27 protein-coding genes are annotated in these 25,856 nt (G+C 65.6%); 16 read left to right on the top strand and 11 right to left on the bottom strand.

The window, feature by feature from the left end:
- Window positions 1-175: 175 nt before the first annotated feature.
- A complete protein-coding gene (locus QCE62_RS18790) occupies window positions 176-574 on the bottom strand; it encodes a VOC family protein (protein ID WP_309921575.1) in 399 nt (132 codons plus the stop codon).
- 95 nt (window positions 575-669) lie between these two features.
- On the opposite strand from QCE62_RS18790, the gene QCE62_RS18785 reads away from it, so the two are divergent.
- From QCE62_RS18785 to QCE62_RS18765, 5 genes are all read left to right on the top strand, one after another.
- Window positions 670-1,374, top strand: coding sequence for a YafY family protein (locus tag QCE62_RS18785; RefSeq protein ID WP_309921572.1), 705 nt, complete (start codon window positions 670-672; stop codon window positions 1,372-1,374).
- Window positions 1,375-1,573: 199 nt separating this feature from the next.
- A complete protein-coding gene (locus tag QCE62_RS18780) occupies window positions 1,574-2,389 on the top strand; it encodes an ABC transporter ATP-binding protein (protein WP_404987406.1) in 816 nt (271 codons plus the stop codon).
- Window positions 2,386-3,222, top strand: coding sequence for an ABC transporter permease (locus QCE62_RS18775; protein WP_309813872.1), 837 nt, complete (start codon window positions 2,386-2,388; stop codon window positions 3,220-3,222). Before QCE62_RS18780 ends, QCE62_RS18775 begins: the two co-directional genes overlap by 4 nt.
- Before the next feature lie 38 nt (window positions 3,223-3,260).
- Window positions 3,261-4,136, top strand: coding sequence for a TauD/TfdA family dioxygenase (locus QCE62_RS18770; protein ID WP_309921566.1), 876 nt, complete (start codon window positions 3,261-3,263; stop codon window positions 4,134-4,136).
- Window positions 4,137-4,139: 3 nt separating this feature from the next.
- Window positions 4,140-5,027 carry a MaoC/PaaZ C-terminal domain-containing protein gene (locus tag QCE62_RS18765; protein WP_309921563.1) on the top strand — a complete coding sequence of 296 codons (888 nt, stop codon included), beginning with the start codon at window positions 4,140-4,142 and terminating at the stop codon, window positions 5,025-5,027.
- 10 nt (window positions 5,028-5,037) lie between these two features.
- Here QCE62_RS18765 and fabG read toward each other — a convergent pair whose 3' ends face one another.
- Genes fabG through QCE62_RS18730 form a run of 7 tightly spaced genes read right to left on the bottom strand, consistent with a single transcriptional unit; the run spans window position 5,038 to window position 12,259 of the window.
- The gene (fabG, locus tag QCE62_RS18760; protein WP_309921560.1) at window positions 5,038-5,790 is read right to left on the bottom strand and encodes a 3-oxoacyl-ACP reductase FabG; all 753 of its coding nucleotides are present in this window, start codon (window positions 5,788-5,790) and stop codon (window positions 5,038-5,040) included.
- Between the two features lie 27 nt (window positions 5,791-5,817).
- Window positions 5,818-6,975 (bottom strand): acyl-CoA dehydrogenase family protein, encoded by a 1,158-nt coding sequence (locus tag QCE62_RS18755; RefSeq protein WP_309921557.1) that lies wholly within the window; start codon window positions 6,973-6,975, stop codon window positions 5,818-5,820.
- Window positions 6,976-6,977: 2 nt separating this feature from the next.
- Window positions 6,978-8,186, bottom strand: coding sequence for an acetyl-CoA acetyltransferase (locus tag QCE62_RS18750; RefSeq protein WP_309921554.1), 1,209 nt, complete (start codon window positions 8,184-8,186; stop codon window positions 6,978-6,980).
- Window positions 8,187-8,202: 16 nt separating this feature from the next.
- Window positions 8,203-9,654, bottom strand: a complete 1,452-nt coding sequence (locus tag QCE62_RS18745) for an OB-fold domain-containing protein (protein ID WP_309921551.1) — start codon at window positions 9,652-9,654, stop codon at window positions 8,203-8,205.
- Between the two features lie 25 nt (window positions 9,655-9,679).
- Window positions 9,680-10,558, bottom strand: a complete 879-nt coding sequence (locus QCE62_RS18740; RefSeq protein ID WP_309921547.1) for a MaoC/PaaZ C-terminal domain-containing protein — start codon at window positions 10,556-10,558, stop codon at window positions 9,680-9,682.
- Window positions 10,555-11,454, bottom strand: coding sequence for an SDR family NAD(P)-dependent oxidoreductase (locus tag QCE62_RS18735; protein WP_409017877.1), 900 nt, complete (start codon window positions 11,452-11,454; stop codon window positions 10,555-10,557). Before QCE62_RS18735 ends, QCE62_RS18740 begins: the two co-directional genes overlap by 4 nt.
- A 22-nt stretch (window positions 11,455-11,476) precedes the next feature.
- Entirely contained in the window at window positions 11,477-12,259 is a 783-nt protein-coding gene (locus QCE62_RS18730) for a glutaredoxin domain-containing protein (RefSeq protein WP_309921546.1), read from the bottom strand.
- Window positions 12,260-12,419: 160 nt separating this feature from the next.
- Here QCE62_RS18730 and QCE62_RS18725 point away from each other — a divergent pair, with 160 nt between their 5' ends.
- From QCE62_RS18725 to QCE62_RS18685, 9 genes are read left to right on the top strand one after another with little or no spacing between them, the layout of a single operon-like run.
- On the top strand, window positions 12,420-13,682 hold the full coding sequence (locus tag QCE62_RS18725) for an acyl-CoA dehydrogenase family protein (RefSeq protein ID WP_309921541.1): 1,263 nt from the start codon (window positions 12,420-12,422) through the stop codon (window positions 13,680-13,682).
- Window positions 13,679-14,365 carry a TetR/AcrR family transcriptional regulator gene (locus QCE62_RS18720; RefSeq protein ID WP_309813904.1) on the top strand — a complete coding sequence of 229 codons (687 nt, stop codon included), beginning with the start codon at window positions 13,679-13,681 and terminating at the stop codon, window positions 14,363-14,365. The genes QCE62_RS18725 and QCE62_RS18720 overlap by 4 nt, the downstream gene beginning before the upstream one ends.
- Complete coding sequence (locus tag QCE62_RS18715) at window positions 14,355-15,698, top strand: AMP-binding protein (RefSeq protein WP_309921538.1); 1,344 nt, start codon at window positions 14,355-14,357, stop codon at window positions 15,696-15,698. The genes QCE62_RS18720 and QCE62_RS18715 overlap by 11 nt, the downstream gene beginning before the upstream one ends.
- Window positions 15,695-16,504 carry an SDR family oxidoreductase gene (locus tag QCE62_RS18710; RefSeq protein ID WP_309921535.1) on the top strand — a complete coding sequence of 270 codons (810 nt, stop codon included), beginning with the start codon at window positions 15,695-15,697 and terminating at the stop codon, window positions 16,502-16,504. The genes QCE62_RS18715 and QCE62_RS18710 overlap by 4 nt, the downstream gene beginning before the upstream one ends.
- Window positions 16,501-17,298 (top strand): enoyl-CoA hydratase-related protein, encoded by a 798-nt coding sequence (locus tag QCE62_RS18705; protein WP_309921533.1) that lies wholly within the window; start codon window positions 16,501-16,503, stop codon window positions 17,296-17,298. Before QCE62_RS18710 ends, QCE62_RS18705 begins: the two co-directional genes overlap by 4 nt.
- Window positions 17,299-17,342: 44 nt before the next feature.
- On the top strand, window positions 17,343-18,428 hold the full coding sequence (locus QCE62_RS18700; protein WP_309921530.1) for an ABC transporter substrate-binding protein: 1,086 nt from the start codon (window positions 17,343-17,345) through the stop codon (window positions 18,426-18,428).
- A 10-nt stretch (window positions 18,429-18,438) separates the two neighbouring features.
- Window positions 18,439-19,326 carry an oxaloacetate decarboxylase gene (locus tag QCE62_RS18695; RefSeq protein WP_309921525.1) on the top strand — a complete coding sequence of 296 codons (888 nt, stop codon included), beginning with the start codon at window positions 18,439-18,441 and terminating at the stop codon, window positions 19,324-19,326.
- A gap of 3 nt (window positions 19,327-19,329) precedes the next feature.
- Complete coding sequence (locus tag QCE62_RS18690; protein ID WP_309921522.1) at window positions 19,330-20,595, top strand: aconitase/3-isopropylmalate dehydratase large subunit family protein; 1,266 nt, start codon at window positions 19,330-19,332, stop codon at window positions 20,593-20,595.
- The gene (locus QCE62_RS18685; protein ID WP_309921519.1) at window positions 20,592-21,122 is read left to right on the top strand and encodes a 3-isopropylmalate dehydratase; all 531 of its coding nucleotides are present in this window, start codon (window positions 20,592-20,594) and stop codon (window positions 21,120-21,122) included. The genes QCE62_RS18690 and QCE62_RS18685 overlap by 4 nt, the downstream gene beginning before the upstream one ends.
- Window positions 21,123-21,157: 35 nt before the next feature.
- Here the strand turns inward: QCE62_RS18685 and QCE62_RS18680 are convergent, their stop codons facing one another.
- A complete protein-coding gene (locus QCE62_RS18680; RefSeq protein WP_309921516.1) occupies window positions 21,158-21,826 on the bottom strand; it encodes an enoyl-CoA hydratase/isomerase family protein in 669 nt (222 codons plus the stop codon).
- A gap of 110 nt (window positions 21,827-21,936) precedes the next feature.
- Window positions 21,937-22,968 (bottom strand): histone deacetylase family protein, encoded by a 1,032-nt coding sequence (locus QCE62_RS18675; protein ID WP_309921513.1) that lies wholly within the window; start codon window positions 22,966-22,968, stop codon window positions 21,937-21,939.
- Between the two features lie 115 nt (window positions 22,969-23,083).
- Here QCE62_RS18675 and QCE62_RS18670 point away from each other — a divergent pair, with 115 nt between their 5' ends.
- Together QCE62_RS18670 and QCE62_RS18665 are read left to right on the top strand one after the other, a co-directional pair.
- Window positions 23,084-23,575 (top strand): Lrp/AsnC family transcriptional regulator, encoded by a 492-nt coding sequence (locus QCE62_RS18670; protein WP_309921510.1) that lies wholly within the window; start codon window positions 23,084-23,086, stop codon window positions 23,573-23,575.
- 27 nt (window positions 23,576-23,602) lie between these two features.
- Window positions 23,603-24,343 carry a dienelactone hydrolase family protein gene (locus QCE62_RS18665; protein WP_309921508.1) on the top strand — a complete coding sequence of 247 codons (741 nt, stop codon included), beginning with the start codon at window positions 23,603-23,605 and terminating at the stop codon, window positions 24,341-24,343.
- A gap of 7 nt (window positions 24,344-24,350) precedes the next feature.
- On the opposite strand, the gene QCE62_RS18660 is transcribed toward QCE62_RS18665, so the two are convergent.
- Window positions 24,351-25,832 (bottom strand): HD domain-containing phosphohydrolase, encoded by a 1,482-nt coding sequence (locus tag QCE62_RS18660; protein WP_309921505.1) that lies wholly within the window; start codon window positions 25,830-25,832, stop codon window positions 24,351-24,353.
- Between the last annotated feature and the right edge of the window lie 24 nt (window positions 25,833-25,856).

The raw sequence follows: 25,856 nt of genomic DNA, 5'->3' as shown, positions 1-25,856 counted from the left end.
ACCCCGCCAATATGGGTTGCGGCGACATGTGCTGATGACGGGTTGCAACGGCGTTGGCTTATGCTCGAACACGATGATCGCTCAACCCCTTCGCTCAGCACGAACTTTCCGCTTATCGGCACTGAATGGGAAAAGTTGAGCGTAATGACATGAACCAAACGACCCAAGGCAGGAACTACTTCCTCGCAAACCTTTGCGATGCTTCCGGCGTAACCGGCGTGAAGAAGTTGATGAGATTGCCGTCGGGGTCACGGAAGAGCAGGGAGCGGTTGCCCCATGGTTGTGTGACGGGCGCCTGCTCGATGCGTGCGCCCATTGCCTGCAGCTTCTCGTAGTCGGCGTCGGCGTCCTCCACGCGGAATTCAATGATGACCGAGCGATTGCTCGCCGCCGTCGCAGCGCCGGCAAAGAACTGCTGCATCGTCCGGGTGGTGCCGATCGCCAGCGTGCAGGACGGCGACCTGAGTTCTGCAAACTCGTCGGCCAGCCACGTGGCGGTCAGGCCGAGCTGTTCATAGAAACGGACGAGCCCGGCAATGTCGTCGGTGATAATGCGGGTTGAAACGAAGTCCATGTTTTCCTCCGTGATGGGATCGCACCAGAATGGTGTGCGACGTCACGGCCATCCTACAAAGGTGCTGTTGCCACCGTGTTGTCAGCAGCGAACGCATGCGCCGATCCGACCGCCTCTTCCAGCTCATCCAGATCCTGCGACGCGCACGGCGTCCCGTCATCGCGCGTAGTCTCGCCGAGGAACTCGAGGTGTCGACCCGCACGGTCTACCGGGACATCGCGGACCTGATGGCGCAGCGCGTGCCGATTCGTGGCGAGGCCGGGACAGGGTATGTTCTCGATCGTCAATACGACATGCCCCCTTTGATGCTGACCGCCGAGGAACTGGAGGCGGCCGTGCTCGGCGCACAATGGGTGGCGCAGCGTAGCGACGCGGTGCTCTCGCGGGCAGCGAACGACCTCATCGCGAAGATCGCGGCCGCGGTGCCCGACCATCTCCGGCCCTTCATCGCAGACCCGACGATCGGCGCGGTGGCGCCGCTCACGGTCTCCGCCGACACGCTCGACATGAGCCGCTTGCGCGAGTCGATCCGCGACGGCCGCAAGCTGCGGATCCGCTATCGCGACGAAGCAGAACGCATGAGCGAGCGGACGATCTGGCCGCTAATCATCGGCTATGCGGATGCCGCGCGTCTGTTGGCTGCCTGGTGCGAGTTGCGGCAGGCCTTCCGACACTTCAGGACCGACCGGATCGTGAGCATCCACTTCCTCGATGAACGGCACGGCGAACGCAGGCTGATGCTGGTCGCGCGCTGGAAGCGGTATATGAAGGAATCGCGTGGCGTGGATCTGTCTCCTTAGACAACCGCGCGTCATGACTGACGGGCCCGCCCCCGCCCGCGTAAACACCTACCCGCTTCTATTGACGCCCAACATACGCGTCAGTATGATTTCCCTCGCGACATACTCATGAGTATGTATTTGAAGATGCCACTTCGCCCGCCAGCCGGGCTTCCTCGTTGTCTGATGTTCAAGGAGAGCTTCCGCCGTCATGGATCGCATGCCCACAATGTCGCTCTCCGGCAGCGAGCCGCGTGCGCCGCTCCCCGCCCTCATCCAGATCGACGGTCTGCAGAAGCATTACCGCACCCGCAGCGGCGATTCGGTGCAAGCCCTCGGTCCCATCGACCTGACCATCGACCGGGGTGAATTCATTACCGTCGTCGGTCCCTCGGGATGCGGCAAGTCCACGCTTCTCAAGATGCTGGCCGGTCTCATCCCGCGTACTTCCGGCACCATTCGCGTCAATGGACAGGCCATCGACGGTCCGCAGCGCGATATCGGCGTCGTGTTCCAGAGTCCGGTCCTGTTGCCGTGGAAAACCACCTTCGACAACGTCATGCTGCCCGCCACGGTGCTCAAGCTCGATCGCGAGGCGACCGGCGCGCGTGCCAGGCAATTGCTCGACATGGTCGGTCTGGCCGATTTCGCAAACCGCTATCCGAACGAGCTGTCGGGCGGCATGCAGCAGCGCGTTGCGATCGCCCGCGCCTTGGTGCACGACCCGGCCGTGCTGCTGATGGACGAGCCCTTCGGCGCGCTCGACGCCATGACGCGCGAAACCATGAACGTCGAAATCCGGCGCATCTGGCGCGAGTCCGGCAAGACGGTGCTGTTCGTCACGCACTCGATTCCCGAAGCGGTGTTTCTCGGCAGCCGCGTGCTGGTGCTGTCGAGCCGTCCGGGCTGCATCGCTGAAATCGTCGATGTCGAGCTGCCCGCGCAACGCGATCTCGATGTCATGACCACCGAACGCTTCGGCTCGTACACGCGCCGCATCCGTCAACACTTCCAGGCCAAGGGATTCATAGAATGAGCGCCGAACTCGCGATTCCGCATTCGCCGCCGACGCCGCGCCGTCAGGCATTCGCCATGTTGAAGCAACATCCGGAATGGATCTGCGTGCCGGCGCTGTTCGTGCTGGTCGTCGCCGTGTGGGAAATCGGCTTCATGCTGGCAGCGGTGCCCATCTACATTGCGCCGGCGCCTTCCGACATCTTTCACGCGCTCGTCAACGGCCTCTCGTCCGGACTCTTCATCAGCAACGGCCTGACCACGCTCGCTGAAGCGCTGCTCGGCTTCCTGCTGGCGACCATTCTCGGCATCATGCTCGGCGCGGTGATCGCGCAATCGCGCTTCGTCGAGAAGACGCTCTACCCCTATCTGATTGCCATCCAGACCACGCCGAAGGTGGCGATCGCGCCGCTCTTCATCATCTGGTTCGGCTTCGGCATGACGTCGAAGGTCATCATGGCGGCGGTCGTCGCGTTCTTTCCAATCCTGGTCAACGTGATCGTCGGGCTGCGTTCCACCGATATCTCCCGCATCGAACTGATGCGTTCCCTGCAGGCGAGCCGCTGGCAGATCTTCACGATGGTGCGCCTGCCGAGCGCCGCGCCGATGATCTTCGCCGGCCTGCACATCGCGGTCATCTTCAGCGTGCTGGGTGCGATCGTCGGGGAATTCGTCGGCTCGCGCAAAGGGCTGGGCAATCTCATCATGCAGCTGAACAACAACCTCGACACCGCCGGCGTGTTCGCTGCGCTCGTCGTGCTGTCCGGGATGGGCATCGTGCTGCATCTGCTGATGCACATGCTGCAGAAGAAGCTGTTGTTCTGGTCCGAGCAGCAGCAGATCGCGCAGGTCTGATCGCACCCGGTCCAACGTCACATCACACGGATTCCATCATGACGTTCACGTTGAAACCTCTTGCGTCGGCGATCGGCGCGGAAGTGGTCGGGCTCGATCTGCGCACAGCGATCGACGACGACACCATCGCCGCGTTACGCGACGCCTGGCATCGTCATACGATCCTGCTGTTTCGCGGCCAGTCGCTAGATCATGCGCAGCATGTTGCGTTCAGCCGCCGCTTCGGCGCGCTCGACGATCACGCTTCCATTCCGCGCTTCCGGCATCCGGAGCATCCGGAAATCCTGCTGGTGACCAATCACGAAGCGGGCGGCAAGCGGCTTGCGGTGGGCCGGCAATGGCACTCCGATCTGTCGACCACCACGCGTCCCGCCAAGGGTTCGCTGCTGTATTGCTCGGTGCTGCCGCCGGTCGGCGGCGACACCATGTTCTGCAACATGGTGCGGGCGTGGGAGACGCTTTCGCCTGGCCTTCAGTCGATGCTCGACGGCCGCTGGGCGCTGCATGACATGACCATCGCGCGCGAGACGCGGGCGAACCGCACGCCGGAAGATCTCGCCGACATTCGCCGGCGCAACCCGCCCGTGTTTCAGCCGGTCGCGCGCGTGCACGACGAAGCAGGTCACAAGGCGCTCTACGTGAGCGAGATGACGACGGTTTCCTTCGAGGACATGACGCGCGCCGAAAGCCGTCCATTGCTCGAATACTTGTATCAGCACAGCGTGCAGCCGGAGAATGTCTATCGGCACCGCTGGCAGGTCGGCGATCTGATGATGTGGGACAACCGCAGCGCCATGCATATCGCGCTATCCGACTACGACCAGACGCAGCCGCGCATGATGTATCGCACCACGCTGCTCGGCAATCCGAGCGGACGCGTCGCCGAAGAAGCGGCGCTCGCGCTCGCCGCCTGAAGCATGCCTGCACACGCGCCGCTGGGTCCGGCGCAACTGCTGAACTGGCCGATCGACGCCCTCTCGCAGCGCTACACCGCCCGTGACGTCATGTTCTACGCGCTGTCACTGGGCATCGGTCAGGCGCCGCTGGACCCGGCACAACTCGCTTACGTGTATGAAGAAGGCCTCGCTGTATTGCCGGCCTTCGCCACCGTCCTCGCCGATCCGGGCCCCTGGCTCGGCGATCCGCGTCTCGGGCTCGACTGGCCCGGCATGCTGCATGGTGCGCAGCGCATCGAGCTTCATCGTCCGCTGGCAACCGCTGCACATGTGCGCAGCGAAAGCCGTGTGGTGACCGTGGAGGATCTCGGCCGCGAGCGCGGTGCGCGCGTCGTGACGAGACGCAAGTTGTTCGATGCCGACGATGGCGCGCCCATCGCCACGCTCGACATGACTTCGATCCTGCGCACCCATGGAGGATTCGACTCCACTCCTCGCGTGCGTGAGGCAGCGCAACGCGACGAGCGTAAAGCCGCAAGCCGTCATGCATTCGACTACACCGTGCCGCCGCAAACCGCGCTTCTGTTTCGCCTGAACGGCGACATGAACGGCCTGCATGCCGATCCCGCCATCGCCCGCGCGGCAGGATTCGCGCAACCCATCCTGCATGGCATGGCGAGCTTCGGCATCGCGGGCTACATGCTGTTGCGCGCGCTCGAACGGCGCGCCGTCGAACTCCGCGAAATGGAAGCGCGTTTCAGCGCGCCCGTGTTTCCAGGGGACACGCTGCGCATCGAAGCATCCAGCCGTACCTGCGTTGAAGGCGATCACCTCTCTTTCGACGTGTTTGCCCTCGAACGCAACGTGAAGGTCATGACGCGCGGGGCCGCGCGCTTCGGCCCCGCCTGACGCCCGAGTCTCAGTATCGGCCGCCGGAGACGTGCAGGAGATCGCCGCTTACATAGCTCGCGCGTTCGGACAGCAGGAATGCCACCGCATCCGCGACATCGGACGGGTTGCCCATGCGCGGCACCGGCGTGGTCTTCTCGGCGGCTTCGCGCACCTTGTCGTAGTGAGGCAGATCGCGCACCGCCTGCGTGTCGATGATGCCCGGCGCGATCGCATTCACGGTCACGCCAAAGCGCCCGTTCTCCAGCGACATCGCCCGCGTGAAGCCGATCAGTCCCGCCTTGGCCGCCGAGTAGTTCGCCTGCCCCGGATTGCCCAGATGCGCACGCGACGAGATATTGACGATGCGTCCCCACCGCTGGCCTTCCGCCGTCATGTGCGGCAACACGGCGCGCGTACACAGGAAGGCGCCCTTCAGGATGACATCGACAACGCTGTCCCAGTCGCCGACGCCCATCTTCGTGATGCGCATGTCGCGGGTGAATCCCGCATTGTTCACGAGCAGGTGCACGCTGCCCCATGTGTCCGCCACCGCCTCGACCATGTCGTTGACCGATGCTTCGTCGGTGACATCGACGGCATACGCGCGCGCCTCCACGCCCATCGTCTGAAGCTTGTCCGCTTGTGCCCGCGCGCCGGCTCCATCGCGATCGACCACCGCGACGCGCGCGCCTTCCATCGCCAGACGCTCGCCGATTGCCGCGCCGATGCCGCGCGCCCCTCCGGTGACGATCGCCACCTTGTCCCTGAGTCCGAGATCCATTTCCGCCGTTTCCCTGTTTTTATGAAGTCATGACGCCGCGGCACGCCGGGCGAGTTCCCTGCCGATGATGATCTGCTGAATCTGCGTCGTGCCTTCGTAGATGCGGAACAGCCGCACGTCGCGGTAGAAGCGCTCCACGGCGCTGTCGCGCATGTAGCCCGCGCCGCCGTGAATCTGCACGGCGCGATCCGCGATGCGGCCGACCATCTCCGAGCAGAACAGCTTGCAGCACGACGCTTCGAGCGAGACACGCTCGCCCGCGTCATACCGGCGGGCGACGTCGCGCAGCATGCATTCGGCAGCGTAGAGATCGGTCTGGCTGTCGGCGAGCATGGCCTGGATCAGCTGGAAGCTGGCGAGCGGCTCGCCGAACTGCGTCCGTCCGACCGCATACTGCGTGGCCTCGTGAAGAATGCGCCGCGCCTGGCCGACACACACCGAGGCAACATTGATGCGGCCGCGATCGAGCGACTTCATGGCCGTCACGAATCCCCGGCCAGGTTCGCCGCCGATGATCGCGCTCCGCGGCACCCGCACGTTTTCGAAGTACACGTCCGCCGACCAGGCGCCCGCCTGACCCATCTTCTTGTCCTTCGGGCCAACGGTCACGCCCGGCGTATCCGCCGGCACGAGGAACGCGGTGACGTGCCCGTTCTTCGGCAGCCGTTCCGGATGCGTGCGGGCCATGACGAGGAACAGCCCCGCGACCGGCGCATTCGTGATGTAGCGCTTGCTGCCGTCGATGACCCAGCTGTCGCCGTCGAGCACCGCGCGCGTGCGCAGCGCCGCGCTGTCCGAGCCCGAATCGGGTTCGGTGAGGCAGAAGCTCGTGATGACTTCGCCGCTCGCGATCTTCGGCAGCCAGTGATCCTTCTGCGCCTCGGTGCCGTCCATCAGGATGCCTTGCGAGCCGAGCCCGAGATTGATGCCCACCGCCGAGCGGAAGGCCGCCGAGGCCCACGTCAGCTCGATGATGATCTCGATCTCTTCCGCGCAGACGAGCCCGAGGCCGCCGTACGCTTCGGGCGTCGAGAGTCCGAACAGGCCCATCTGGCGAAAGTCGTCGAGGATGCCAGGCGGAATGCGGTCTTCTTCAGCGACCTGCTGCTCCAGCGGCACCAGCTTCTCGCGCACGTAACGGCGCACGGAGTCTTTCAGTTGTTCGAGGGTTTCGCGGTCGAGCATCGTCAGGCTCCGGCCACGCCGACAATCGCGACCGCACTGACGTTCTGGTTCGGCATGCCGCCGAGGTTGTGCGACAGCGCGAGCACCGGCGGCTTGCGCACCTGCCGCTTGCCGGCGCGGCCCAGCAATTGCAGATAGTTCTCGTAGATCATGCGCAGTCCCGATGCGCCGATCGGATGCCCGAAGCACTTCAGCCCGCCGTCGATCTGGCATGGATTGGCGCCGTCCGCGTCGAAGCGGCCGTCGAGCACGTCGCGCCAGCCTTCGCCGGGCTCGCTCACGTGCAGATCTTCCATCGTCACGAGTTCGGTGACGGAGAAGCAGTCGTGGACTTCCATCAGGCTCAGTTGCTCGCGCGGCTTCGTGATACCCGCTTCGTCGTAGGCGCGTTGCGCGGCAATACGTGTGGTATGGAAATAGCTGCCGTCCCAGCCCGCGCCCTGCAGTTCCCAGCCGTTCGATACCGCGAGTTGCAGCGCCTTCACCGTCACGAGCTCGCCGCCCTTGCCGAGCGCGCGGGCGATCTCCGGCGTCGTGACGATCGCGCAGGCCGCGCCATCCGACACGCCGCAGCAGTCGTACAGGCCGAGCGGCTCGGCGACCATCGGCGCGTTCAGCACGGTGTCCATGTCCACGGCACGGCGCAGATGCGCCTTCGGATTGTTGACGCCGTTCGCATGGCTCTTGACCGAGACGTGCGCCATGGCGCGTTTGAGATCGTCACGCGAGACGCCATGCCGCGCGCGATAGGCGCCGGCAAGCTGGGCGAAGTTGCCGGGCGCCGAACCCACCACGCCGATCATGTCGAACGTGGTGCCGCGCGTGCGCACCGGCAGGCCGCCGTAGCCCGTGTCCTTCAGCTTCTCGACCCCAAGCGCGAGCGCGATGTCGGCCGCGCCCGAAGCGACCGCATAGACCGCGCCGCGAAAGGCCTCGGTGCCCGACGCACAGTAGTTCTCCACTTTCGTGACCGCAATGTCGTGCAGCCGCAGCGCCATGGCGAGCGGAATGCCCGACGGCCCGATGTTCATCGCGTCGAAGCCCACCGACAGCCACGCCGCGTCGATCTGCGCGGTCTCGACGCCCGCATCGGCGAGCGCCTCCGTGTAGGCCTCGACCATGAGATCGTCGGCCTCGTCGTTCCAGCGCTCGCCGAAGCGCGCGCAGCCCATGCCGAGTATCGCTACCTTGTCCCGAATGCCTTTGGGCATGTTGATTCGCTCCTTGTCAGGCGGGCATCGCCTTCCAGAAATATTTGACGAAGCCGCGCCGCTCATCGACGGACTTGATTCGAAAGCTCATGCGCATGGCCCGGCCGACTTCAATCTGATCCGCATCGGCGTCCGTGAACTCCGCCAGCATGCGGCCGCCGCCGTCAAACTCGACCATGCCGTAGCAGCCCGGTGGATCCGGCGTGAAGGCCAGCCGGTCCGCCGTGAAGGTCAGCACGCGCGCGGTGCGTTCGGCGAGCGGATAAGGTTCGAGCGTCGCGCTGCGCGCATCGTGCGATCCCACGGCGATGCCGGTCGGCGGGTACTGCACCGCGCCGCTTTCCGGATCGCGCCCGCCGACCAGGCCGAGCACCGCCGACCGGTTGCGATACAGCGCGGTGAGCGGCTGCTTCTGCTCGAACTCGGCGCGCATGCCGGTATCCAGCCCGATGCCGCCCGTGAAGAACAGATACTTGAGGTAGTTCGCTTCGGGCTTGCCGCGCGCGAGCCAGCCCGACACGCCGCGCTTCGTCGCGTTCGTCTGGGCGGCGATGGCGGGCGTGGTCTCGAAGATCAGCACGTCCGCGCCCTGGCCGAAGCCGAGCAGCACGATCCGCTCACCCGGCTGCGCGCGTTCGAGCGCATGCGCCAGCAGCACGAGCGGCTGCGCGCAGCCGGCATGACCGAGCGTGGCGCCGAGCGTGTCCACGATGGCGCTCGCCGGCACGCCGCAGGTCCGCGCCAGCGCTTCGGCGACGCCACGCACCGGAATCGGCACGATCAGCCGATGCACGTCCTCGCCGGCCAGGCCGAACTTCGCGAGCGCCTGCGTCAGCGCGTCGCCGGCAATGCGGCCGTAGCCTTCATCGCGGACCCAGCGCGCTTCCCAGCCGTAGTCGAAACTGGCGTCGCTGCCGCGGAAATGATCGACGAAATCGACCGAGACCGAATGGCTGCCGATGAAGCGCGCAATCGCTTCGCCGCGACCCAGCACGAACGCGGCGGCGGCATCGCCGTTGATCAGTTCCGCCTCCGAGGCAGGCTTCGCGGCCGCGCGCTCGGATGCGATGCAGAGCGTGTGCGCGGCATCGGCCGAGGCTACCCCGCGCAATGCCTGGATCAGCGCGCCCGTGCCCGCTTTCTGGCTGCCGGTGATGTCCTGGGTGAACACGTCGTCGGCGAGATTGAGTGCTTCCTTCACGATGCCGGCATTCTGACGGTCCGCGAACGGCAGACTCGTCGAGGCGAGCATCAACGTGCCGATTTCCCCGCGCGCCGCTTCGGCGGCGGCGTCGCGCGCGGCTTCCACCGCGAGCGTGAGCGCGTCTTCGTCCCAGTTCGCCATCGCCCGCTCGCCTTTGCCATGCGCCTTCAATGCCGGCGCGAACCACGCGTGCGCCGCGCTCACCGACGCGCGTTGCAGGCGCAGACGCGGAACATACGCGCCGCAAGCCAAGATTCCAATCATTGCTGTATCCGTCAGGTTGAAGGCTTCAATGCCATTGAAAGCGGCCATTGCCGAGGACGACCGCATCGCGTTCCGCGACGCGCGCGACGAACGACGCCTCGCCCGCGCCAGTGACCCAGATGTCGGTGACGATCGTCTCGCCCGGATAGACCGGCTTCGAGAAGCGGCAGTCCATGCGCGAGAAGCGGACGGCGTCGCCGTCGCACAAGGCGTCGGTCAGCGCGCGCGCCGCCACGCCGTAGGTGCACAGGCCGTGCAGGATGGGCCGCGCAAAGCCCGCCGATTCGGCGATATGCGGATCGATATGCAGCGGATTGCGATCGCCGCTCAGCCGGTACAGCAACGCCTGATCGTCCCGGGTGGCAAGCGCGACCGACTTGTCCGGCGCGCGTTCCGGCAGCGCGTGCGGCGTTGGCGCCGCATCGTCATGCGGGCCCGCCGAGCCGCGTCCGCCGTCGCCACGCAGAAAAGTGGCGCGACGCTCGGTCGCGAGCAACTGGCCGCTCTCGCTCGCATACAGGTCGCGCCGCGAGTACAGCAGCGCGCCCTTGTCGGCGCCCTTGTCGACGATGCGCTCGACCCTCAGCACGCTTCGGATGCTGCCTTCGCAAGGCAAGGGCGCGAACACTTCCAGCGACTGCTCCGCGTGCAGCACCTTGCGCCAGTTCACGCCGTATTGCGGTTCCTTCAACCAGAAGCCGGGCCATGCGAGCACCACTGCCATCGTCGGGCAGACCTGCAGCCGGTCTTCGTAGACGTATCGCAAGGTGGAAGCCGAAGTCGCCGCATCGCTGCCGACACCGATGCCCAGCGCATACAGCATCACATCGCGCACATCATGCGTCGCGACGGTCTCGCGCGGCGGCGCTGCCACGAGGCGCGCGGGTTCGAACGCGGCGTTCATGCCGGATCCCACGCGAACACATCCGATGAGCGCTGCAAGGGCTGCAAGGTCGGGCGGAACGCGGGCAGCAGATCCGAGGCGAGCGTATCGACACTCCAGCCTTCGGCACGCTGCATCGAACGCACCGGACGCGGCAGGGAAAACAGGAAGATTTCGTTCTTGCGCGCGCAGAACACCTGCCCGCTGACGTCCTTCGCCAGGTCGGAGCACAGGAACGCGGCAAGCGGCGCCACCTTGTCGGCGGACATGGTCTTGAGCCGCTCCACGCGCGCCTTGTCCGCTTCGGTTTCCGCCGGGATCGATGCCGTCATGCGGCTCCACGCGAACGGCGCGATGCAGTTGGAACGCACGTTGTAGCGCTGCATGTCCAGCGCAATCGATGTCGACAGGCCGACGATACCCATCTTCGCCGCCGCATAGTTCGCCTGGCCCAGGTTGCCGACCAGCCCTGACGTCGACGTGAAATGAACGAACGCGCCGCTGCCCTGCTCCTTGAAATGAACGGCCGCCGCTTTCGATACGTAGAAATAGCCGTTCAGATGCACATCGACGACGTCGCGCCATTCGGCACGGCTCATCTTGTGGAACATGCGGTCGCGCAGAATGCCGGCGTTGTTGACCACGGCATCGATGCGGCCGAAGTGCTGCACCGCATCCTCGACGATGGACGTCGCGCCCTGCTCGTCGGCGATGCTGGCCGCATTCGACACCGCGCGCCCGCCGGCCTTTACGATCTCCTCGACCACCTCCGCACCAGGATTCGGCTCGTTGCCGTCCGCACCGCCATAGTCGTTCACGACCACCGCCGCGCCCTCGCGCGCGCACAGCAGCGCAATCTCCCGGCCAATGCCGCGTCCCGCCCCCGTTACCGCCACTACCTTGTCGATCAGGTTCACGTCGTCTCCGTTGTTGAGAGCATTATTTGTCGTCGTCCCACGCTTTTTCGGGCAGCGGCAGGCCGGCGAGGTCGGCGGGCGTGAACGGCTCGCGGACCGCATGGCCTTGCGCCTCGATTACGACCGTCAGTTGCCGCGCGTGCTGCATCGCATGCCAGGTTGTGCGCTCGAGCACTTCGTGCAGGGATTGCTCGCCCCAGTAGGTGGGCTGCATGGCAGAGAAGTCGTCGTCGCGATGCATCTGCCACCAGCGGTTGAAGCGCGCGAGCACCGCTTCCCCGTAGGTCAGTACGTCCTGGCCCGGCACCACTTCATGCGTGCCGCGCATCGTCATTTCGTAGGTGAGTTCGCGCTGTTCCTCGACCGCTTCGAGATACGCCTCGACCACGCGGAATACGTGATGAGCCAGCCCGCGCGGCGGCGCCCAGCTGTTGCGGAACGGACCGTCGAGCACGTCGTCCGGCAACTGCTTCACGAAGCCAAGCGCCTTCATGATGGTGAGGTTGACCCGCTCCGCCAGCGTGGCGGGCGTCAGCCGCGTGTCGTCGGGGATATCGAGTTCGAGGAAGGTCTTGATGTCCGCAAGCGACTGGCAGTACACATAGCGCGTCCCGATCGCGAGCACCGGCACGCTGCGGGCGCCGAGACTGCGCAACTCCTCCATCGCGCCCGCCTGCGCCGCCACGTTCACCGATTCGAACGCGATGCCATGCCGCGTCAGAAACTCCTTGGTACGCAGACAGCTTGAACAACCCGGCGCCCAGAACACCCTGAGCGGCTGTGCAGCCGTTTCCTGTGCGTGCATCGCGTGTCTCCTGTTGATCGGTTTGCAGCCTCCGGGGCGGGCTTTCCCTGCCCTGCGCGCTGTTGACCGAAAACATACTCGTTAGTATGATGCGTTGACCGAGCATACTACACAGTATTTTTTTGGGTCAACCGTTTCGAACCTGGCAGGGTCCTGGCGAATGAATATTTCCGAACGCGCAGCCGTTGCAGCAGAGAGTGAAGAGAGGGCGCATGAAGAGCCCGCAAACGGCGCCACGCGCGGCATCCGTCCGACGCGTGAAGTCGTGTGGCAGCCGCAGTTGAACGCTGCGGAAGCGCATTGGCGCGATCTTGCCGCTGAGTTGTCCGCCACGTACTTCGCACCGCTTGCGGCCGAGATCGATGCGAGTCAGCGCTATCCGCTCGAGACCGTGCAGCGCCTGCGCGACAGCGGCATCGCCAGCATGGTGCTGCCCGCGCGCCACGGCGGCGGCGGCGCGAGCCTGGTCGCGTATTGCGCGGTGGTGGAAGAGATCGCGCAGACCTGTGCTTCGACGAGCGGCATCGTCGCCACCATTCAGCTCGGCGCGGCGCCGCTCCTGTTGCTGCGCGACGAGGCGCTCAAGAGCGAACTGCTGCGCGGCCTCATTGAGCGCGGCGAAGCCATTTCGTTTGCGTTGAGCGAACGCCACGCGGGCTCCGATCCCGCGTCGATGCAGACCCTCGCGACGCCTGAAGACGGCGGCTGGCGCATTCGCGGCGAGAAGTGCTGGATCGGCGGCGGCGGCGCCGCGCACTGGTATGTCGTGTTCGCGCAGACCCAGGCGGGCGCGGGCAAGCACGGCATCGCCGCGTTTCTCGTCGATGCAAAGGCGCCCGGCGTCGACGACAGCCAGCTCGAAGACAAGATGGGCATGCGCGGCACCCGCACCGCGACGATCGAACTCGATACCTGGGTCGCACAGGCGCGCATGCTCGCGCCGCCAGGCGATGGCCTGCGCATGGCGTTCGGCTCGCTCGATGTGGGCCGCATCGGCGTGGCCGCGCAGGCTTGCGGCATGGCGCTGGCCGCTTTCCGCCTGGCTGTGGAGTATGCTGCGAAGCGGCGCACGTTCGGTCAGTTGCTGATCGATCATCAGGCGCTCGGTTTCAATCTCGCCGATCTCGCGGCCCGCCTGTCCGCAGCCCGCGCCCTCACCTACGAAGCGGCGCGCGCCCATGACAACGGCCTCGACGTTTCCGTGCTGGCCGCCCAGGCCAAGCTGATCGCGAGCGAAACGAGTCACGACGTGATCGATGCCGCGCTGCAGATCTTCGGCGGCGCGGGTTACGTGAAGCCGAATCCGGTGGAACGTCTGTACCGCGACCAGCGTGTCACTGAAATCTACGAGGGCACTTCCGAGATCCAGCGCCTGCTCATCGCGCGCGCGATCCGTGCTCAGGCAACAGGAGAATCCGCATGACGGTCGAAGTCGAATCCCGCCCGGCGCGCAGCCGCGCGGCTCAGCCGAAAGCATCGAAGTCCGCCGACGACGACAGCAGCAGCGTCGCCCAGATCCTGCACGCGGCGGCGAGCGCGTTCATGCTCAAGGGCTACGCCGCCACCAGCATCGACGATGTCGCCGAGGTGCTCGGCTGCACCAAGGGCCGCATTTATCACCACTTCAAGAGCAAGGCCGACCTGTTCTTCCAGGTGCACGGCGCGGCCATGCAGATGGTCACGAACGCGGTCGCCACGGCGGCGGAAGGCGTCGCCGATCCCATCGCCCGCATTGCCGCGATGTCCCGCGCGCACGTGCTGATCATCATGAGCAACATCGAGTTCCAGTGCGTGGTCGTGCAGGGTCTCGACATGCATCTGCACGGCCAGACCACGCCGGCGCAGCGCAAGGTGCTCAAGGAGTTCCTGGCCATGCGCGACCGGTATCAGGCCTTGTTCGTCGGCGCGATCGAAGAGGCGATGGCGGCGGGGTCGTTGCCGCAGCAGGACACGCACGTCGTCGTGAAGGCGCTGCTCGGCGCGCTCAACTGGACGACGATCTGGTATCGCCCGCGCCGCACCGAAACCGTCGCGGAGCGCAATGCCACCGCCGACAGCGTGGCCGCATTCTGCGTGCGCGGACTGGGAGCGACGTATGCAGGCTGACACGCTCACGCCGACGGATACGCCGCGCGACGCCTGCGAGACCTGGACGCGTGAAGCAATCGGCGCCTATCAGCTCGGGCGCCTGCGCGAGCAGCTCGACTACGTCGGCGAGCACAGTGTGTACTACCGTCGCCTGTTCGCGGAACACGGCTTTCGCGCGGCGCAGCTGACGAGCCTCGACGATTTGCGCGCGCTGCCGTTCACCCGCAAGCGTGACTATGTGGATTCGATCGGCCGCGTGCCGCCTTATGGCGAGTTCCAGGCCGCCGCGCCCGCCGACGTGCGGCGCATCCACTTTTCCTCGGGCACCAGCGGCGCGCCCGCACCGCAATACTGGACCGAAGCCGACCTGGATCGCTGGGCAGGCCTGTACGCACGCTATGCCCATGCGCAGGGCGTGCGGCCCGGCGACGTCTACCAGTGCCTGTTCGGCTATGCATGGTTCGTCGGCGGCCTTGGAGCGACAGCGGGCTACCAGAAGCTCGGCGCGACCTGCATTCCCGGCGGCAGCGCCGACTCCGAAAGACAGATCCGCTCGATCTTCGAATACGGCGTCAGCGTGATTACCGCGACGCCTTCCTTCGTCGCGCATCTGGCCCAGACCGCGCGTTCGATGGGCCTCGACGCACGCGAGTCTCCGGTCCGGCACATCATGCTCGGCGGCGAGACCGGCGCGAGCGTGCCGGCCACGCGCGAGCGTCTCGAAGCCGAATGGAACGCGAAATGTTTCGATGCGTACGGCAGCCTCGAATTCCAGACCATCGGCCAGGACTGCCATGTACAGAGCGGCCCGCATCTCGCGGAAGACTTCGCGTACGCGGAAATCGTCGATGACGAGGGTCAACCGGTTGCCGACGGCACGCCGGGCGTGTTGGTGCTGACGCATCTGGACAAGCAGGCGGGTCCGCTCGTGCGCTGGTGGACCGGCGATGTCGTCGTGCGCGACAGCAGCCGCTGCGCATGCGGACGGACGCACGCGCGTCTGCCCGGCGGCGTGCGCGGCCGTGCCGACGACATGCTGGTCATCCGCGGCGTCAACGTGTTTCCCTCGTCGGTCGAGCAGATCGTGCGCGGCTTCGAGGGACTCAGCAGCGAGTATCAGATCGTGCTCGATCCGTCCGTATGCGATGCCCGCACCGGCTTCCTGACCGGCTTCCGCTTGCGCGTCGAACTGGAAGGCGCGCCACTCGGCGCGGACGTGGCAGAACGGCTCGCGCATGAGATCCGCGAGAAGCTGCAAGTCCGCGCGAGCGTCGATATCGTGCCGGCCGGAAGCTTGCCGCGCAGCACGCACAAATCGAAGCGCGTGGTCCGCGAAGGGCTCGACACGTGAATGCGTCCGCGCCGGTCCTCGCCCCGTCCGCACTGCGCGGCAAACGCATTTATGTGACCGGAGCGGGCTCGGGCATAGGACGCGCCATTGCGTGCCGGGCCGCGGCGCTGGGCGCCACGGTCGGCGGTTGTGGCCGGCATGCCGAAGGCCTTGCCGAGACCGGCCGCATGATCGCGAACGCGGACGGTACGTTCCTTTACGACATCTGCGACGTGCGCGACGCCGAGGCCCTGCGCTCCGTGCTGCACGCCTTCGCGGGCGAACACGGCCTGGACGGCCTCGTGAACAACGCAGGCGGCCAGTTTGCCGCGCGTGCCGAACAGATCTCGCCCAAGGGCTTCGCGGCTGTCGTCGATCTCAACCTCAATGCGGTATTTGCCGCATCGCGCGCCGCGCACGACGCGATGCCGCGCGGCGGCGCAATCGTCAACCTGTCGATCTGTCCCGCCGAGCGCGGTGGTCTCGGGCTGGCGCATGCGGTCGCGGCGCGCAGCGGCGTGGCCGGACTGACGCGCGCGCTCGCGCTGGAATGGGGCGGACGCGGCATTCGCGTGAACAGCGTGGCTCCAGCGGCGGTGGAAACAGAAGCGTTCGTCGCGTCCTATGGCGCCGCTGCAAGCCAGGCGCTCGGCGCCGCAACGCCGCTCGGCCGCAATGCGAGCGTCGGCGAGATTGCCGAACTCGTGGCGTTCCTGCTGAGCGATGCGGCAGCCCTCATCACCGGACAACTGCTGCGCATCGACGGCGGCGCGTTTCTCGGCGCGCCGCTGGACCTTCGCCCCGTGCACGAGGAGACATTGGCATGAGCGACGAAACCACAAGCGACACAGGCGCTTCCGTGCGCTGCGAACGGCATGGCGCTGTCCTGCTGATCCGGTTGAACCTGCCGGACAAGCGCAATGCCCTCGCGGCCGAACTGCGTGAAGGCCTGATCGCGGCGCTCGAGTCCGCGCAGCAGGACGAAGCGTGCCGCGCGATCGTCGTCACGGGCAACGGTACGAGCTTCTGTGCGGGCGGCGATCTCGACGGCCTGCGCGATCACGATCCGCTCAACGTGCGTGCGCGCATGAGGCGCGGCCAGCAGCTGATCCGCCTGATCGCGGCCGGCGACAAGCCGGTCATCGCCGCCGTCAACGGCGCGGCGCACGGCGCGGGACTGTCGATCGCGGCGGCGTGCGATTTCGTCGTCGCAAGCCAGACGGCGAAGTTCGGCGCCGTGTTCGGCAAGCTCGGCCTGATGGCGGACTTCGGTCTGCTGTGGACGCTGCCGCGCCGCATCGGCATGGCGCAGACCCGGCGCGTGCTGTTCGCGAGCCGCGTGCTCGATGCCCGGGAAGCGGCCACGCTCGGCCTCGTGGATCAGCTTGCCGAACCCGCTGCGCTGCTCGCCGATGCCCTCGCGCTCGCCGAGTCGTTCTGCGACGCCGCACCCGTCGCCGTGGCGATGACGAAGGCCGCGCTCGCCAAGCCCATCGAGTCCCTGGACGCCGCACTCGCGCTCGAGCTCGAAGGCCAGACCCTGCTCTTTTCCACCGAGGATTTCGTCGAAGGCCGCAGCGCATTTCGTGAGCGCAGAACGCCGCAATTCAAAGGCCGCTAACAGACACCACGGCCCCATTCATAAAAAGCAAGGAGACACGCATCATGACCCGTTCGACCCGCGCCCGCCTGACGCTGTGCGCCCTCGCCGCTTCACTCCCGCTCGTCGCGGCGCCGGGCATCGCTCTCGCGCAGGACATGCAGAAGATCACGATGGCGGTGGGCACCACGGTCATCGATGCATCGCAGGCCAACAACACGTCCATCCCGCTCTACACCAAGTGCTGGCAGAAGCAGGGTCTCGACGTGACCATCCAGCCGATCAACTCGACCGCCGGCATGCAGGCAGTGCTCTCGGGTCAGGCGCAGTTCGTCAACATGGCGCCCGGCGCGGCGATCGTCGCGCGCTCCAAGGGCGCGCCGATCAAGGCGGTCTATCTGAACATCCGCCACAACTTCCAGTTTCCGGTCGTGCTTGATTCGAGTCCGATCAAGAGCATCAAGGACTTCAAGGGCAAGACCATCGGCGTGATTTCCTATGGGGCGGTGCTCGTCAACATCATCAAAGGACAGATCGCCGAGGCGGGTCTCGACCCGGACAAGGACGTGACCTTCGTCGAGACCGGCACCGGCGCGCAAGCCATTACGGCGCTGCGCAGCGGCAAGGTCGATATCTGGGGAACCTGGGATTCGCAGATTGCGCTGGCGGAAGACATGGGCCTCAAGCTGCGTGTGTTCAAGTCGCCTTCCGCCGAGAAGCTCACGTTCGGCAGCGCCTATTTCGTGCGCGACGACTACACCAGGTCGCATCCTGAAGTGATCGAAAAGCTGCTGCGCTGCGTCGTGCAGGGCACGCAGATCACGATGGCCGATCCGCAAGGCGCCATCCGTGCGCACTGGGAAGAGTTTCCCGCCAGCAAGCCTACGGGTCTTTCGGACGCGGCCGCGATGAAACAGGCACTGGCGCTCGTCAACATGCGCATGAACTACCTGAAGACGGACGCGGGCGAAAAGATGGGCGAGACGCCTTCCGCATCGGCCGCCGCCATGGTCGATTTCCTGAAGGCGAACAAGCAGCTCGCGGGGCCGCTCGATCCGAAGGACGTGTACACCAACCAGTTCATTCCCGCCGCCAACCAGTTCGACTCGCAAGCGGTCAAACAGGCAGTGGCGACGCTGCCGAAGTCGTGAGGCCAGTCATATGAGTTCTTCTTTGTCGCAGGATGCAAGCAAGGGGGCGCGCGTGCGCGCCATGCTCGCGAGACGCGAGGCGGTGGCGGTGCCGGGCACGCACGACGCCCTCGGCGCGATGCTCATCGAAGCCGCGGGCTTCGAGGCCGTGTACATGTCGGGCTATTGCGTGGCGGCGAGCCGCGGCAAGCCGGACATCGGCCTCATCAGCGGGTCGGAGATGATTGCGCAGGCTGCGCAGATCGTCACGGCGGTGAATCTGCCGGTGATCGCCGATGCGGACACCGGCTACGGCGATGTGTCCAACATCGCGGAAACCGTGCGCGCACTCGAACGCGCGGGCGTGGCGGCGATGCACCTCGAAGACCAGATGTCGCCGAAGCGTTGCGGCGCGATGTCAGGCAAGGCGCTCGTCGACGATGCCGAGATGGCCGGCCGGCTGCGTGCCGCGTTGCTCGCGCGCCGTTCGCCGGACTTCCTCGTCATCGGACGCACGGATGCGGTGGCGCTGCACGGCGTCAGCGAGGCGATCCGCCGTCTGAAAGCCATGGCCGAGCTCGGCGTCGATGCGGTGATGGTTCCGTCGCTGTCGTCGCTGGACGAGTGCCGCGCAGTGGCCGAGGCGGTGAACATCCCGGTCATCCACACGGTCGCTGAAACCATCCGGCCGTTGCAACCGCAGCGCGAACTGGCGCAGACCGGACTGGGCATGTCGCTCTATCCGATCACGCTCATTCAAGGCATCGTCGGCTGGCAGCGTACGCTGCTGGAACGCCTGAAAGAGGAAGGCAGCACCGCTGCGATGGTGCCGGACATGGCGCCGCTCGCGCAGATCACCGAGATGCTCGGCGCGTCGCACTATGCGGCGTTCGAGCGCCAGGTCGTGAAGGGAGCGTGATCCATGGCCGCGACGCTGGTACAAAAAATTCTGGCGCGTGCAAGCGGGCGCGCGCACGTCGAACCGGGCGAAGTGATCTGGGCAACGCCCGATCTGACGACGATGCCCGAGGTGTCGTATCCCGCGTATGTGAAGCGGCTCGCGGATATCGGCATCGACACGCTTGCGCATCCTGAGCGCCTCGTCGTTGCCATCGACCACGAGACGCCGGCGCACAGCGTGGCCGCCGCCGATCGCAACCGTCTCACGCGGCAACTCGCCGTGAAGATGCAGGTCGGCCATCTCTTCGACAGCGAAGGCATTACGCATCCGCTGACCATCGAACGCGGGCTGGTGGCGCCCGGCATGTTCGTCGCGGGCGCCGATACGCATACGCCGGGACTCGGCGGCGTCGGCGCGCTGGCGATTCCTTTCGGCATCGAAGTGACCATGATCATGGCGACCGGTCGCATCTGGCTCAAGGTGCCCCGGACGATCCGCGTGCGCGTGCACGGCGTGCTGCTTGCGGGCGTCACGGCGCGTGATGTCGTACTGCATGCGATGCGGCTCATCGACGCGGACGAGGCGAACGAGAGCGTCATCGAATACGGCGGGACGGCCATCGAACGGCTTTCCGTGCCGGAGCGCTGTACGATTTCCGGCCTGAGTGTCGATATGGGCGCCGATGCGGGCGTGGTACCCGCGGATGCACGCACGCTCGATTATTTGCGCGAAGCGGGCATGCAAGCACCCGCGCTCCTTCGCGGCGATGATGACGCGCCCTGCCTGCGCACGATCGACATCGATGCCGGCACGCTCGAACCGCTCGTCAGCATTCCGCCCTCCCCCACGCACGTGCGCACCGCGGCGGAACTGGGCGGTATCGAGATTCAGCACGCGTATATCGGTTCATGTGCATCCGGGAGTCTCGCTGAACTGCGCGCGGCGGCTGACGTATTGAAGGGACGAAAAGTCCACGACAACGTGAAGCTGCTGGTCATTCCCGCCACGCGGCGCGTGCATGAACAGGCAATGGCCGAAGGCGTGCTGGGCGTGCTGATGTCGGCCGGCGCGCAGATCGCGCCATCGACGTGCGGACCCTGCTTCGGCGGCCTTGCGCAACTCGCGGCGGGCGAGGTGCGCATCAGCACCAGCACGCGCAACGACCCTGGCCGCATGGGCAGCCCCGATGCGCATATCTATCTGGCGAGCGCGCTGACGGTCGCCGCTTCGGCGCTTGCGGGCCGGGTAGCCGATCCGCGCGCCTTCCTGCAGGAGACCGTTGCATGACCGCCCCGCTGACGACGACAGGCCGAGTCTGGAAACTGCCCGACGATGTGTCGAGCGACGCGCTCATCTCCGCGAATCATGTCTTCAACTACGACCCGCGCGTGCTGCGCAAACACCTGCTGCATGAGGTGCGCCCCGAGATCGCCGAAGACGCCCGGCCCGGCGACATGCTGATGGCCGGAAAGCGCTTTGCTCACGGCAGTCAGCACAGCCATCCGTTTCTTGCCATGAAAGAGATTGGCCTGGGATTGCTGGCGATGCGGCTGACGCGTGCGCCATATCGCATCTCGGTCTACATGGGCGTGCCCTTCCTCGAGATTTCCGCGGCTGAATACGATGCCATCGCCGATGGCGAAACGTTGGAGATCGACTATCGAAATGGAGTCATCCGGCAGACGGCGAGTGGCGTCGTGCATCGCGTGCCGACCTTGCCGCCGTTCGTGATGGACATCGTGTCGGCGGGCGGTGGCCTCGCTTATTTGCAGGCGCAGGCGTCGCCGGTAGGGAACGGGGTGCGGGGTGCCTGAGCGCACAGGCTCGTGAACGCTGCAGCCGGTCTTCGTCAGGCAAGGATCGTCTGCAGCTCGCCGTCCGGCCCGTACTCCAGACCAGACGATACGCCTTCGATACCGTTCAAAAACTGCTTGATCGCGCGCGGCTTCGCCGGCGACGTGGCGAGCAACTTTTCGACCAGCGCATCGGTGACGTTTTCGAGTTCGGTGTCCACCGTGAACTCGTTCGCGATGCCCCAGTTGTAGGCCTTCACGCCATCCAGGAAGCGCGAGCGCATGACCAGGTCCTTGGTCCTGCCCGTCCCTATCAGCCGATGCAGCCGCCGCATGCTCTCATATCCTGGCAGATGGCCGTCGTGCAGCGCCGGCAAGGCATAGACCGTGGACTCCGTGACTACCCGGAAGTCGCACGCCAGCGACAACTCGAAAGCGCTGCCGAAGCAATGGCCGCGATTGGCTGCAATCACCGGCTTGCTGCAGCGCGAAGGCGCGCTCAATGCAAAAACCAGTTTCGATGCGTTCTGCATGGCGGCATGGCTCAGGCCGAACGCGTCCATGCCATTGGAGAAGTGTTCCCGCGAACTTCGCAGCACGATGATCTGAACGACCGGATCACGATCCAGCGCTTCGATGACGGCACGGATCTGCTCGTGCTGCGAGAGCGACATGACGTTGAACGGCGGCCGGTCGAGCACGATGTCGGCGCGCACGCCCTGCATGCTGGTTTCGACACGAAAGCTGTCGAGGTCTTACAGACAGTCGGAAGAGAGATACACAAGCCGGTTCATATGCTCACCTTTTGCCATGCGCTTGCGGGAAGCAAACGCCTTCACGCGCGTCCTTCGAAGCCCAGCAGTACGTTCACGGCATTGACCCCGATCTCGTCGACCATGTAGCCGCCTTCCATGACGAAGAGCGTCGGCAGCCCGAACGTCGCGATCCTTCGGCCGATGCGCGTGAAGTCAGGCGTGCTCAGACGGAAATGGCCTATGGCGTCGCTTTCGAACGTATCGACGCCCAGCGAGACGATCAAGGCATCGGCGCCATGCTGTGCAATCGCGACGCCGGCTTGCAGCAGCGCGGGTTCGTGGAGATCGAATGTCGTCGCGCGCGGCAGCGGGAGATTGAGGTTGCTTCCCACGCCCTCACCCGCGCCACGTTCATCGGCATAGCCCGAGAAATACGGGAACGACACGCCGGGGTCTCCGTGGATGGAGACGAACAGCACGTCCTTGCGTTCGTAGAAGATGTCCTGCGTGCCGTTGCCGTGATGGAAGTCGATGTCCAGGATGGCCACGCGCCGCGCGCCCTGTTGAACGCAGCGCTGTGCCGCAAGCGCCGCATTGTTCAGATAGCAGTAACCGCCCATGTACTCGCGCCCCGCGTGATGACCCGGTGGCCTGCACAATGCGAATGCGGCATTCGTGCCTTTGGACAAGACTTCCGCGCCCGTCAGCGCCGAGTTTGCGCTGGCGGACACGGCGTCCCATGTACCTGCGTTGATGGGCGATCCGGCGTCCATCGAAAACAGGCCGAGCTTGCCGTCGATGAATTGCGGCATGGCCGTGGCAGGCAGCCCCCGAACGGGCCATACCAGCGGCAAGGCCTGACAGGTGCGGCCCGTGGCGGTCCACTCGTCCCACGCATGAGCCAGAAATTCAACATACCTTTCGCTATGCGCGCCGACATAGTGATGACGCTCATAGTGGGTCGGGCTGATGACCTCGCCCAGTTCCGCCGCCTTGACCTGACGAAGTATCGCTTCTGCACGAACCGGTTTTTCGAAGGACTCGGAGATCGCGCCGTCCTTCAGTTCGACACCTTGATGAAGACTGTGATCGCTGCTGTAGATGGTAAGCATGGTGGACTGCCGTGCTGAGACTGCCTTAAGTCTAGTCACGCGTGGACGCACTCATTTTGCTTTTGGATGCGCGAAAGCCTACACTATTAGAACGTTTGTCTACGGATCGGGCCCAATGAGCACAAACCGTTCAAGACCTGTCATGGATCCGGTCGACCGGTCCATGCTGCGCCTCCTTCAGAATGACGGCACGCTTTCCAATGCCGCGCTTGGCGAACAGCTTTCCTTGAGCGTCACGCCATGCTGGCGGCGACGCAAGCACCTCGAAGACCAGGGGGTGATCACAGGCTATCAGGCCAATCTCAATCGACGCGCCATTGGCCTGGACCTGCTGGCCTTCGTGCATATCCGCATCGACATCCATTCCGACAAGACCGCCGATAACTTCGAGGCCGTCATGCGCGGCCGGCCGGAAGTGCTGTCTTGCCACAAGATCACCGGCGACGCGGACTACATTCTTCAGGTGGTGACACCCGATCTCGACGCATACGGCGACTTCATCGAGCGTGTGTTGCGCAAGCAGGCGGGCATTGCCTCCATTCAGTCGAGCGTCGCGCTGCGTGAAGTCAAGTCGTCGTGGAAATACCCGATACCCGACGAGTCGTGACGGCTCGTTCATCGCAGGAGAAACAGCTTGCCCACGGAACAAGTCATCATCCCGACCGCTGACGGAATGTGCCCCGCGTATGTCATGTCGCCGGACGGCGTCGGACCCTGGCCTGCCGCGATCTTCTACGGCGATGCCGGCGGCATCCGGCCGGCCATGCTGGACATGGCCACGAAGCTCGCGGACGCGGGCCATGTCGTCTTGCTGCCGGACCTTTACTATCGGTTTGGTCCTTATGAGCCGCTTGTGCCCAAGGAAGTTTTCAAGGGCGACGTGAAGGCCATCCTCGGCCCGCTCATGGCGACGACAGGAATCGACAAGGCCTCCAGCGATACCAGCGGCTTCCTGGCCTGGCTCGACACGCGCAAGGACATTGCGCACGGCAAGCTGGGCGCAGTGGGTTTCTGCATGGGCGGCGGCATGGCCATCGCTGCGGCGGCCACGTTCCCCGAGCGCTTCGCGGCGGTCGCCAGCTTTCACGGCGGCAATCTGGCAACCGACGCGCCAACGAGCCCGCACTTGCTCGCAAGCAGTCTGGACGCGCAGGTGTACATCGCGAGTGCCGACAACGACGACAGCTACCCACCGGCGATGGCTGCCCGTCTAGAAGAGTCGTTGATCCATGCAGGCGTCCACTACCGCGCCGAAACCTACCCTGGCGCCTTGCACGGCTGGATGGTCCCAGACTTTCCCGTGTATGACCCGAACGCGGCTGAGCGAGGCTGGCACGCGCTGCTCGACTTGTTCAAGCAGACGCTCCGAGCTTGAACCGGCGTCAAAGCCAGCCCATCGCCGATGCCTTCAGCGTCGCGGCCGCACGGGTCGAACATTCGAGCTTGCGAAAGATATTCTCGATATGCGTTCGCACCGTGCTCGGACTCAACGCGAGCTCGCGCGCGGCTTCCTTGTTGCTCGCGCCGCGCGAGATGGATCGCAGGACTTCGATCTCCCGTACCGAGAGCAGCACGCGCGTGTGCGCTTCGTTGACGGGCCGTCTGATGGGGCTGTCGGCATCGGCGAGGAGCGCATCGACTGCTTCGCCATCCAGACGGCCGCCGGCCACGTCTTCGAGCAACTGCCGCGCGGCCTCGTCGGACGATAACGCGGGACGCCAGGGACGCGGCAAGCGCAGTGCAACCCAGGCCACCGACGCCGCCAGAACGCGTGCTTCCATGCTGATCGCACGGTCGCGCACGCCGCGAAAATAGCCGGAGCCATCGAGCCTCTCATAGGCATACGATGCGAGCTCGGCCGCTTCGCCGATCGCGCCAGCCAGGCGTCCCGCACGCGACGTCCAGTACGGCACCAGACGCACCTTCTCCCAGGCGCTTTCAGTGAGGCGCTCGCGCTGATTCCATACGGCATTGGGCACCGATGCCCGGCCAATGCCATGGATCAATCCGGCGTGATACACGCGCGCATGCACCTCCGTGTCCGGCGTAAGGCGCACACACGCCGCTGCCGCAGTCGCCGCAACCGTGCGCGAGAAGCCGGTCATCCACGGCAGTTTCAGATCGATGACATCCGCGACCAAGGCCGGCGACGTGCTGTGCTGCATGTGCCGGGTCAGCAGCGCGGCATCGACCTCGGCGGATGACAGTTCGTTCAGTTGCTTCAGCCATGGCCGAGCATGCGTGATCGCGTGCTTCACGAGATCGGCGGGATAGCGCATGTCCGAACGCTGCGCCAGTCGGGCCAGCGCGCCTTCCACGCCGAACACGCGGCTATAGATCTCGAGATCGCCGGCCAGCGCGACGATGAAGACCGCTGCGGGCACGGCGTCGCCCGCGAGATGCGCAGGCAGGCCGCGGCCATCCCACGTCTCGAAGACATGGCGCAACGCGGTCTCCGTGGATGCACTCAATCCGAGCATGCGCGCCACTTCGCCCGCGACCTCGCAGTGAATCACGGCGAGCGGCGTCAGGGCCGCGCCCGCGTCACCGAGCGCTTCGAGCGGCTCCGCCCAGTCCGGATGCTCTTCGAGCATGGCCTGGCGAAACGCCACGTCGTCACCGAAAACCTGCGCGAAGCCTGCCGCGTTCGCCGTACAGCCCGACCAGCGCAGCAAGGCTGCTTCACGAACCGCGTCGCGATCCGCCGCAGACAGTCCGGCCGCATCGGCGAGACGCGCGGCGAGCCATGCCGTGCGGGGCGAATGGTCGGTGGGCTGTCCCATGCTCAGGTCGCCGATGAAGGCGAGCGCCTTCACGCAATCGAACACGAGCAAGGGGAGACGGCTGGCTTCCGGAGGGGTCATGGATGTCAGCGAAGAGAGGGGCAT

The sequence above is a fragment of the Caballeronia sp. LZ033 genome, from assembly GCF_031451265.1.
Taxonomy (GTDB): domain Bacteria; phylum Pseudomonadota; class Gammaproteobacteria; order Burkholderiales; family Burkholderiaceae; genus Caballeronia.
Note: the sequence above shows the minus strand (reverse complement) of the source record. Positions and strands in the feature narration are given on the sequence as shown.

Coding starts and splice junctions, on each gene's coding strand:
- QCE62_RS18705 (WP_309921533.1), top strand. CDS start 16,501: ATGAGCGACGAAACCACAAGCGACACAGGCGCTTCCGTGCGCTGCGAA.
- QCE62_RS18775 (WP_309813872.1), top strand. CDS start 2,386: ATGAGCGCCGAACTCGCGATTCCGCATTCGCCGCCGACGCCGCGCCGT.
- QCE62_RS18720 (WP_309813904.1), top strand. CDS start 13,679: ATGACGGTCGAAGTCGAATCCCGCCCGGCGCGCAGCCGCGCGGCTCAG.
- QCE62_RS18770 (WP_309921566.1), top strand. CDS start 3,261: ATGACGTTCACGTTGAAACCTCTTGCGTCGGCGATCGGCGCGGAAGTG.
- QCE62_RS18765 (WP_309921563.1), top strand. CDS start 4,140: ATGCCTGCACACGCGCCGCTGGGTCCGGCGCAACTGCTGAACTGGCCG.
- QCE62_RS18745 (WP_309921551.1), bottom strand. CDS start 9,654: ATGATTGGAATCTTGGCTTGCGGCGCGTATGTTCCGCGTCTGCGCCTG.
- QCE62_RS18695 (WP_309921525.1), top strand. CDS start 18,439: ATGAGTTCTTCTTTGTCGCAGGATGCAAGCAAGGGGGCGCGCGTGCGC.
- QCE62_RS18715 (WP_309921538.1), top strand. CDS start 14,355: ATGCAGGCTGACACGCTCACGCCGACGGATACGCCGCGCGACGCCTGC.
- fabG (WP_309921560.1), bottom strand. CDS start 5,790: ATGGATCTCGGACTCAGGGACAAGGTGGCGATCGTCACCGGAGGGGCG.
- QCE62_RS18675 (WP_309921513.1), bottom strand. CDS start 22,968: ATGCTTACCATCTACAGCAGCGATCACAGTCTTCATCAAGGTGTCGAA.
- QCE62_RS18660 (WP_309921505.1), bottom strand. CDS start 25,832: ATGACCCCTCCGGAAGCCAGCCGTCTCCCCTTGCTCGTGTTCGATTGC.
- QCE62_RS18785 (WP_309921572.1), top strand. CDS start 670: ATGCGCCGATCCGACCGCCTCTTCCAGCTCATCCAGATCCTGCGACGC.
- QCE62_RS18690 (WP_309921522.1), top strand. CDS start 19,330: ATGGCCGCGACGCTGGTACAAAAAATTCTGGCGCGTGCAAGCGGGCGC.
- QCE62_RS18740 (WP_309921547.1), bottom strand. CDS start 10,558: ATGAACGCCGCGTTCGAACCCGCGCGCCTCGTGGCAGCGCCGCCGCGC.
- QCE62_RS18750 (WP_309921554.1), bottom strand. CDS start 8,186: ATGCCCAAAGGCATTCGGGACAAGGTAGCGATACTCGGCATGGGCTGC.
- QCE62_RS18730 (WP_309921546.1), bottom strand. CDS start 12,259: ATGCACGCACAGGAAACGGCTGCACAGCCGCTCAGGGTGTTCTGGGCG.
- QCE62_RS18725 (WP_309921541.1), top strand. CDS start 12,420: ATGAATATTTCCGAACGCGCAGCCGTTGCAGCAGAGAGTGAAGAGAGG.
- QCE62_RS18790 (WP_309921575.1), bottom strand. CDS start 574: ATGGACTTCGTTTCAACCCGCATTATCACCGACGACATTGCCGGGCTC.
- QCE62_RS18780 (WP_404987406.1), top strand. CDS start 1,574: ATGCCCACAATGTCGCTCTCCGGCAGCGAGCCGCGTGCGCCGCTCCCC.
- QCE62_RS18685 (WP_309921519.1), top strand. CDS start 20,592: ATGACCGCCCCGCTGACGACGACAGGCCGAGTCTGGAAACTGCCCGAC.
- QCE62_RS18680 (WP_309921516.1), bottom strand. CDS start 21,826: ATGCAGGGCGTGCGCGCCGACATCGTGCTCGACCGGCCGCCGTTCAAC.
- QCE62_RS18700 (WP_309921530.1), top strand. CDS start 17,343: ATGACCCGTTCGACCCGCGCCCGCCTGACGCTGTGCGCCCTCGCCGCT.
- QCE62_RS18670 (WP_309921510.1), top strand. CDS start 23,084: ATGAGCACAAACCGTTCAAGACCTGTCATGGATCCGGTCGACCGGTCC.
- QCE62_RS18755 (WP_309921557.1), bottom strand. CDS start 6,975: ATGCTCGACCGCGAAACCCTCGAACAACTGAAAGACTCCGTGCGCCGT.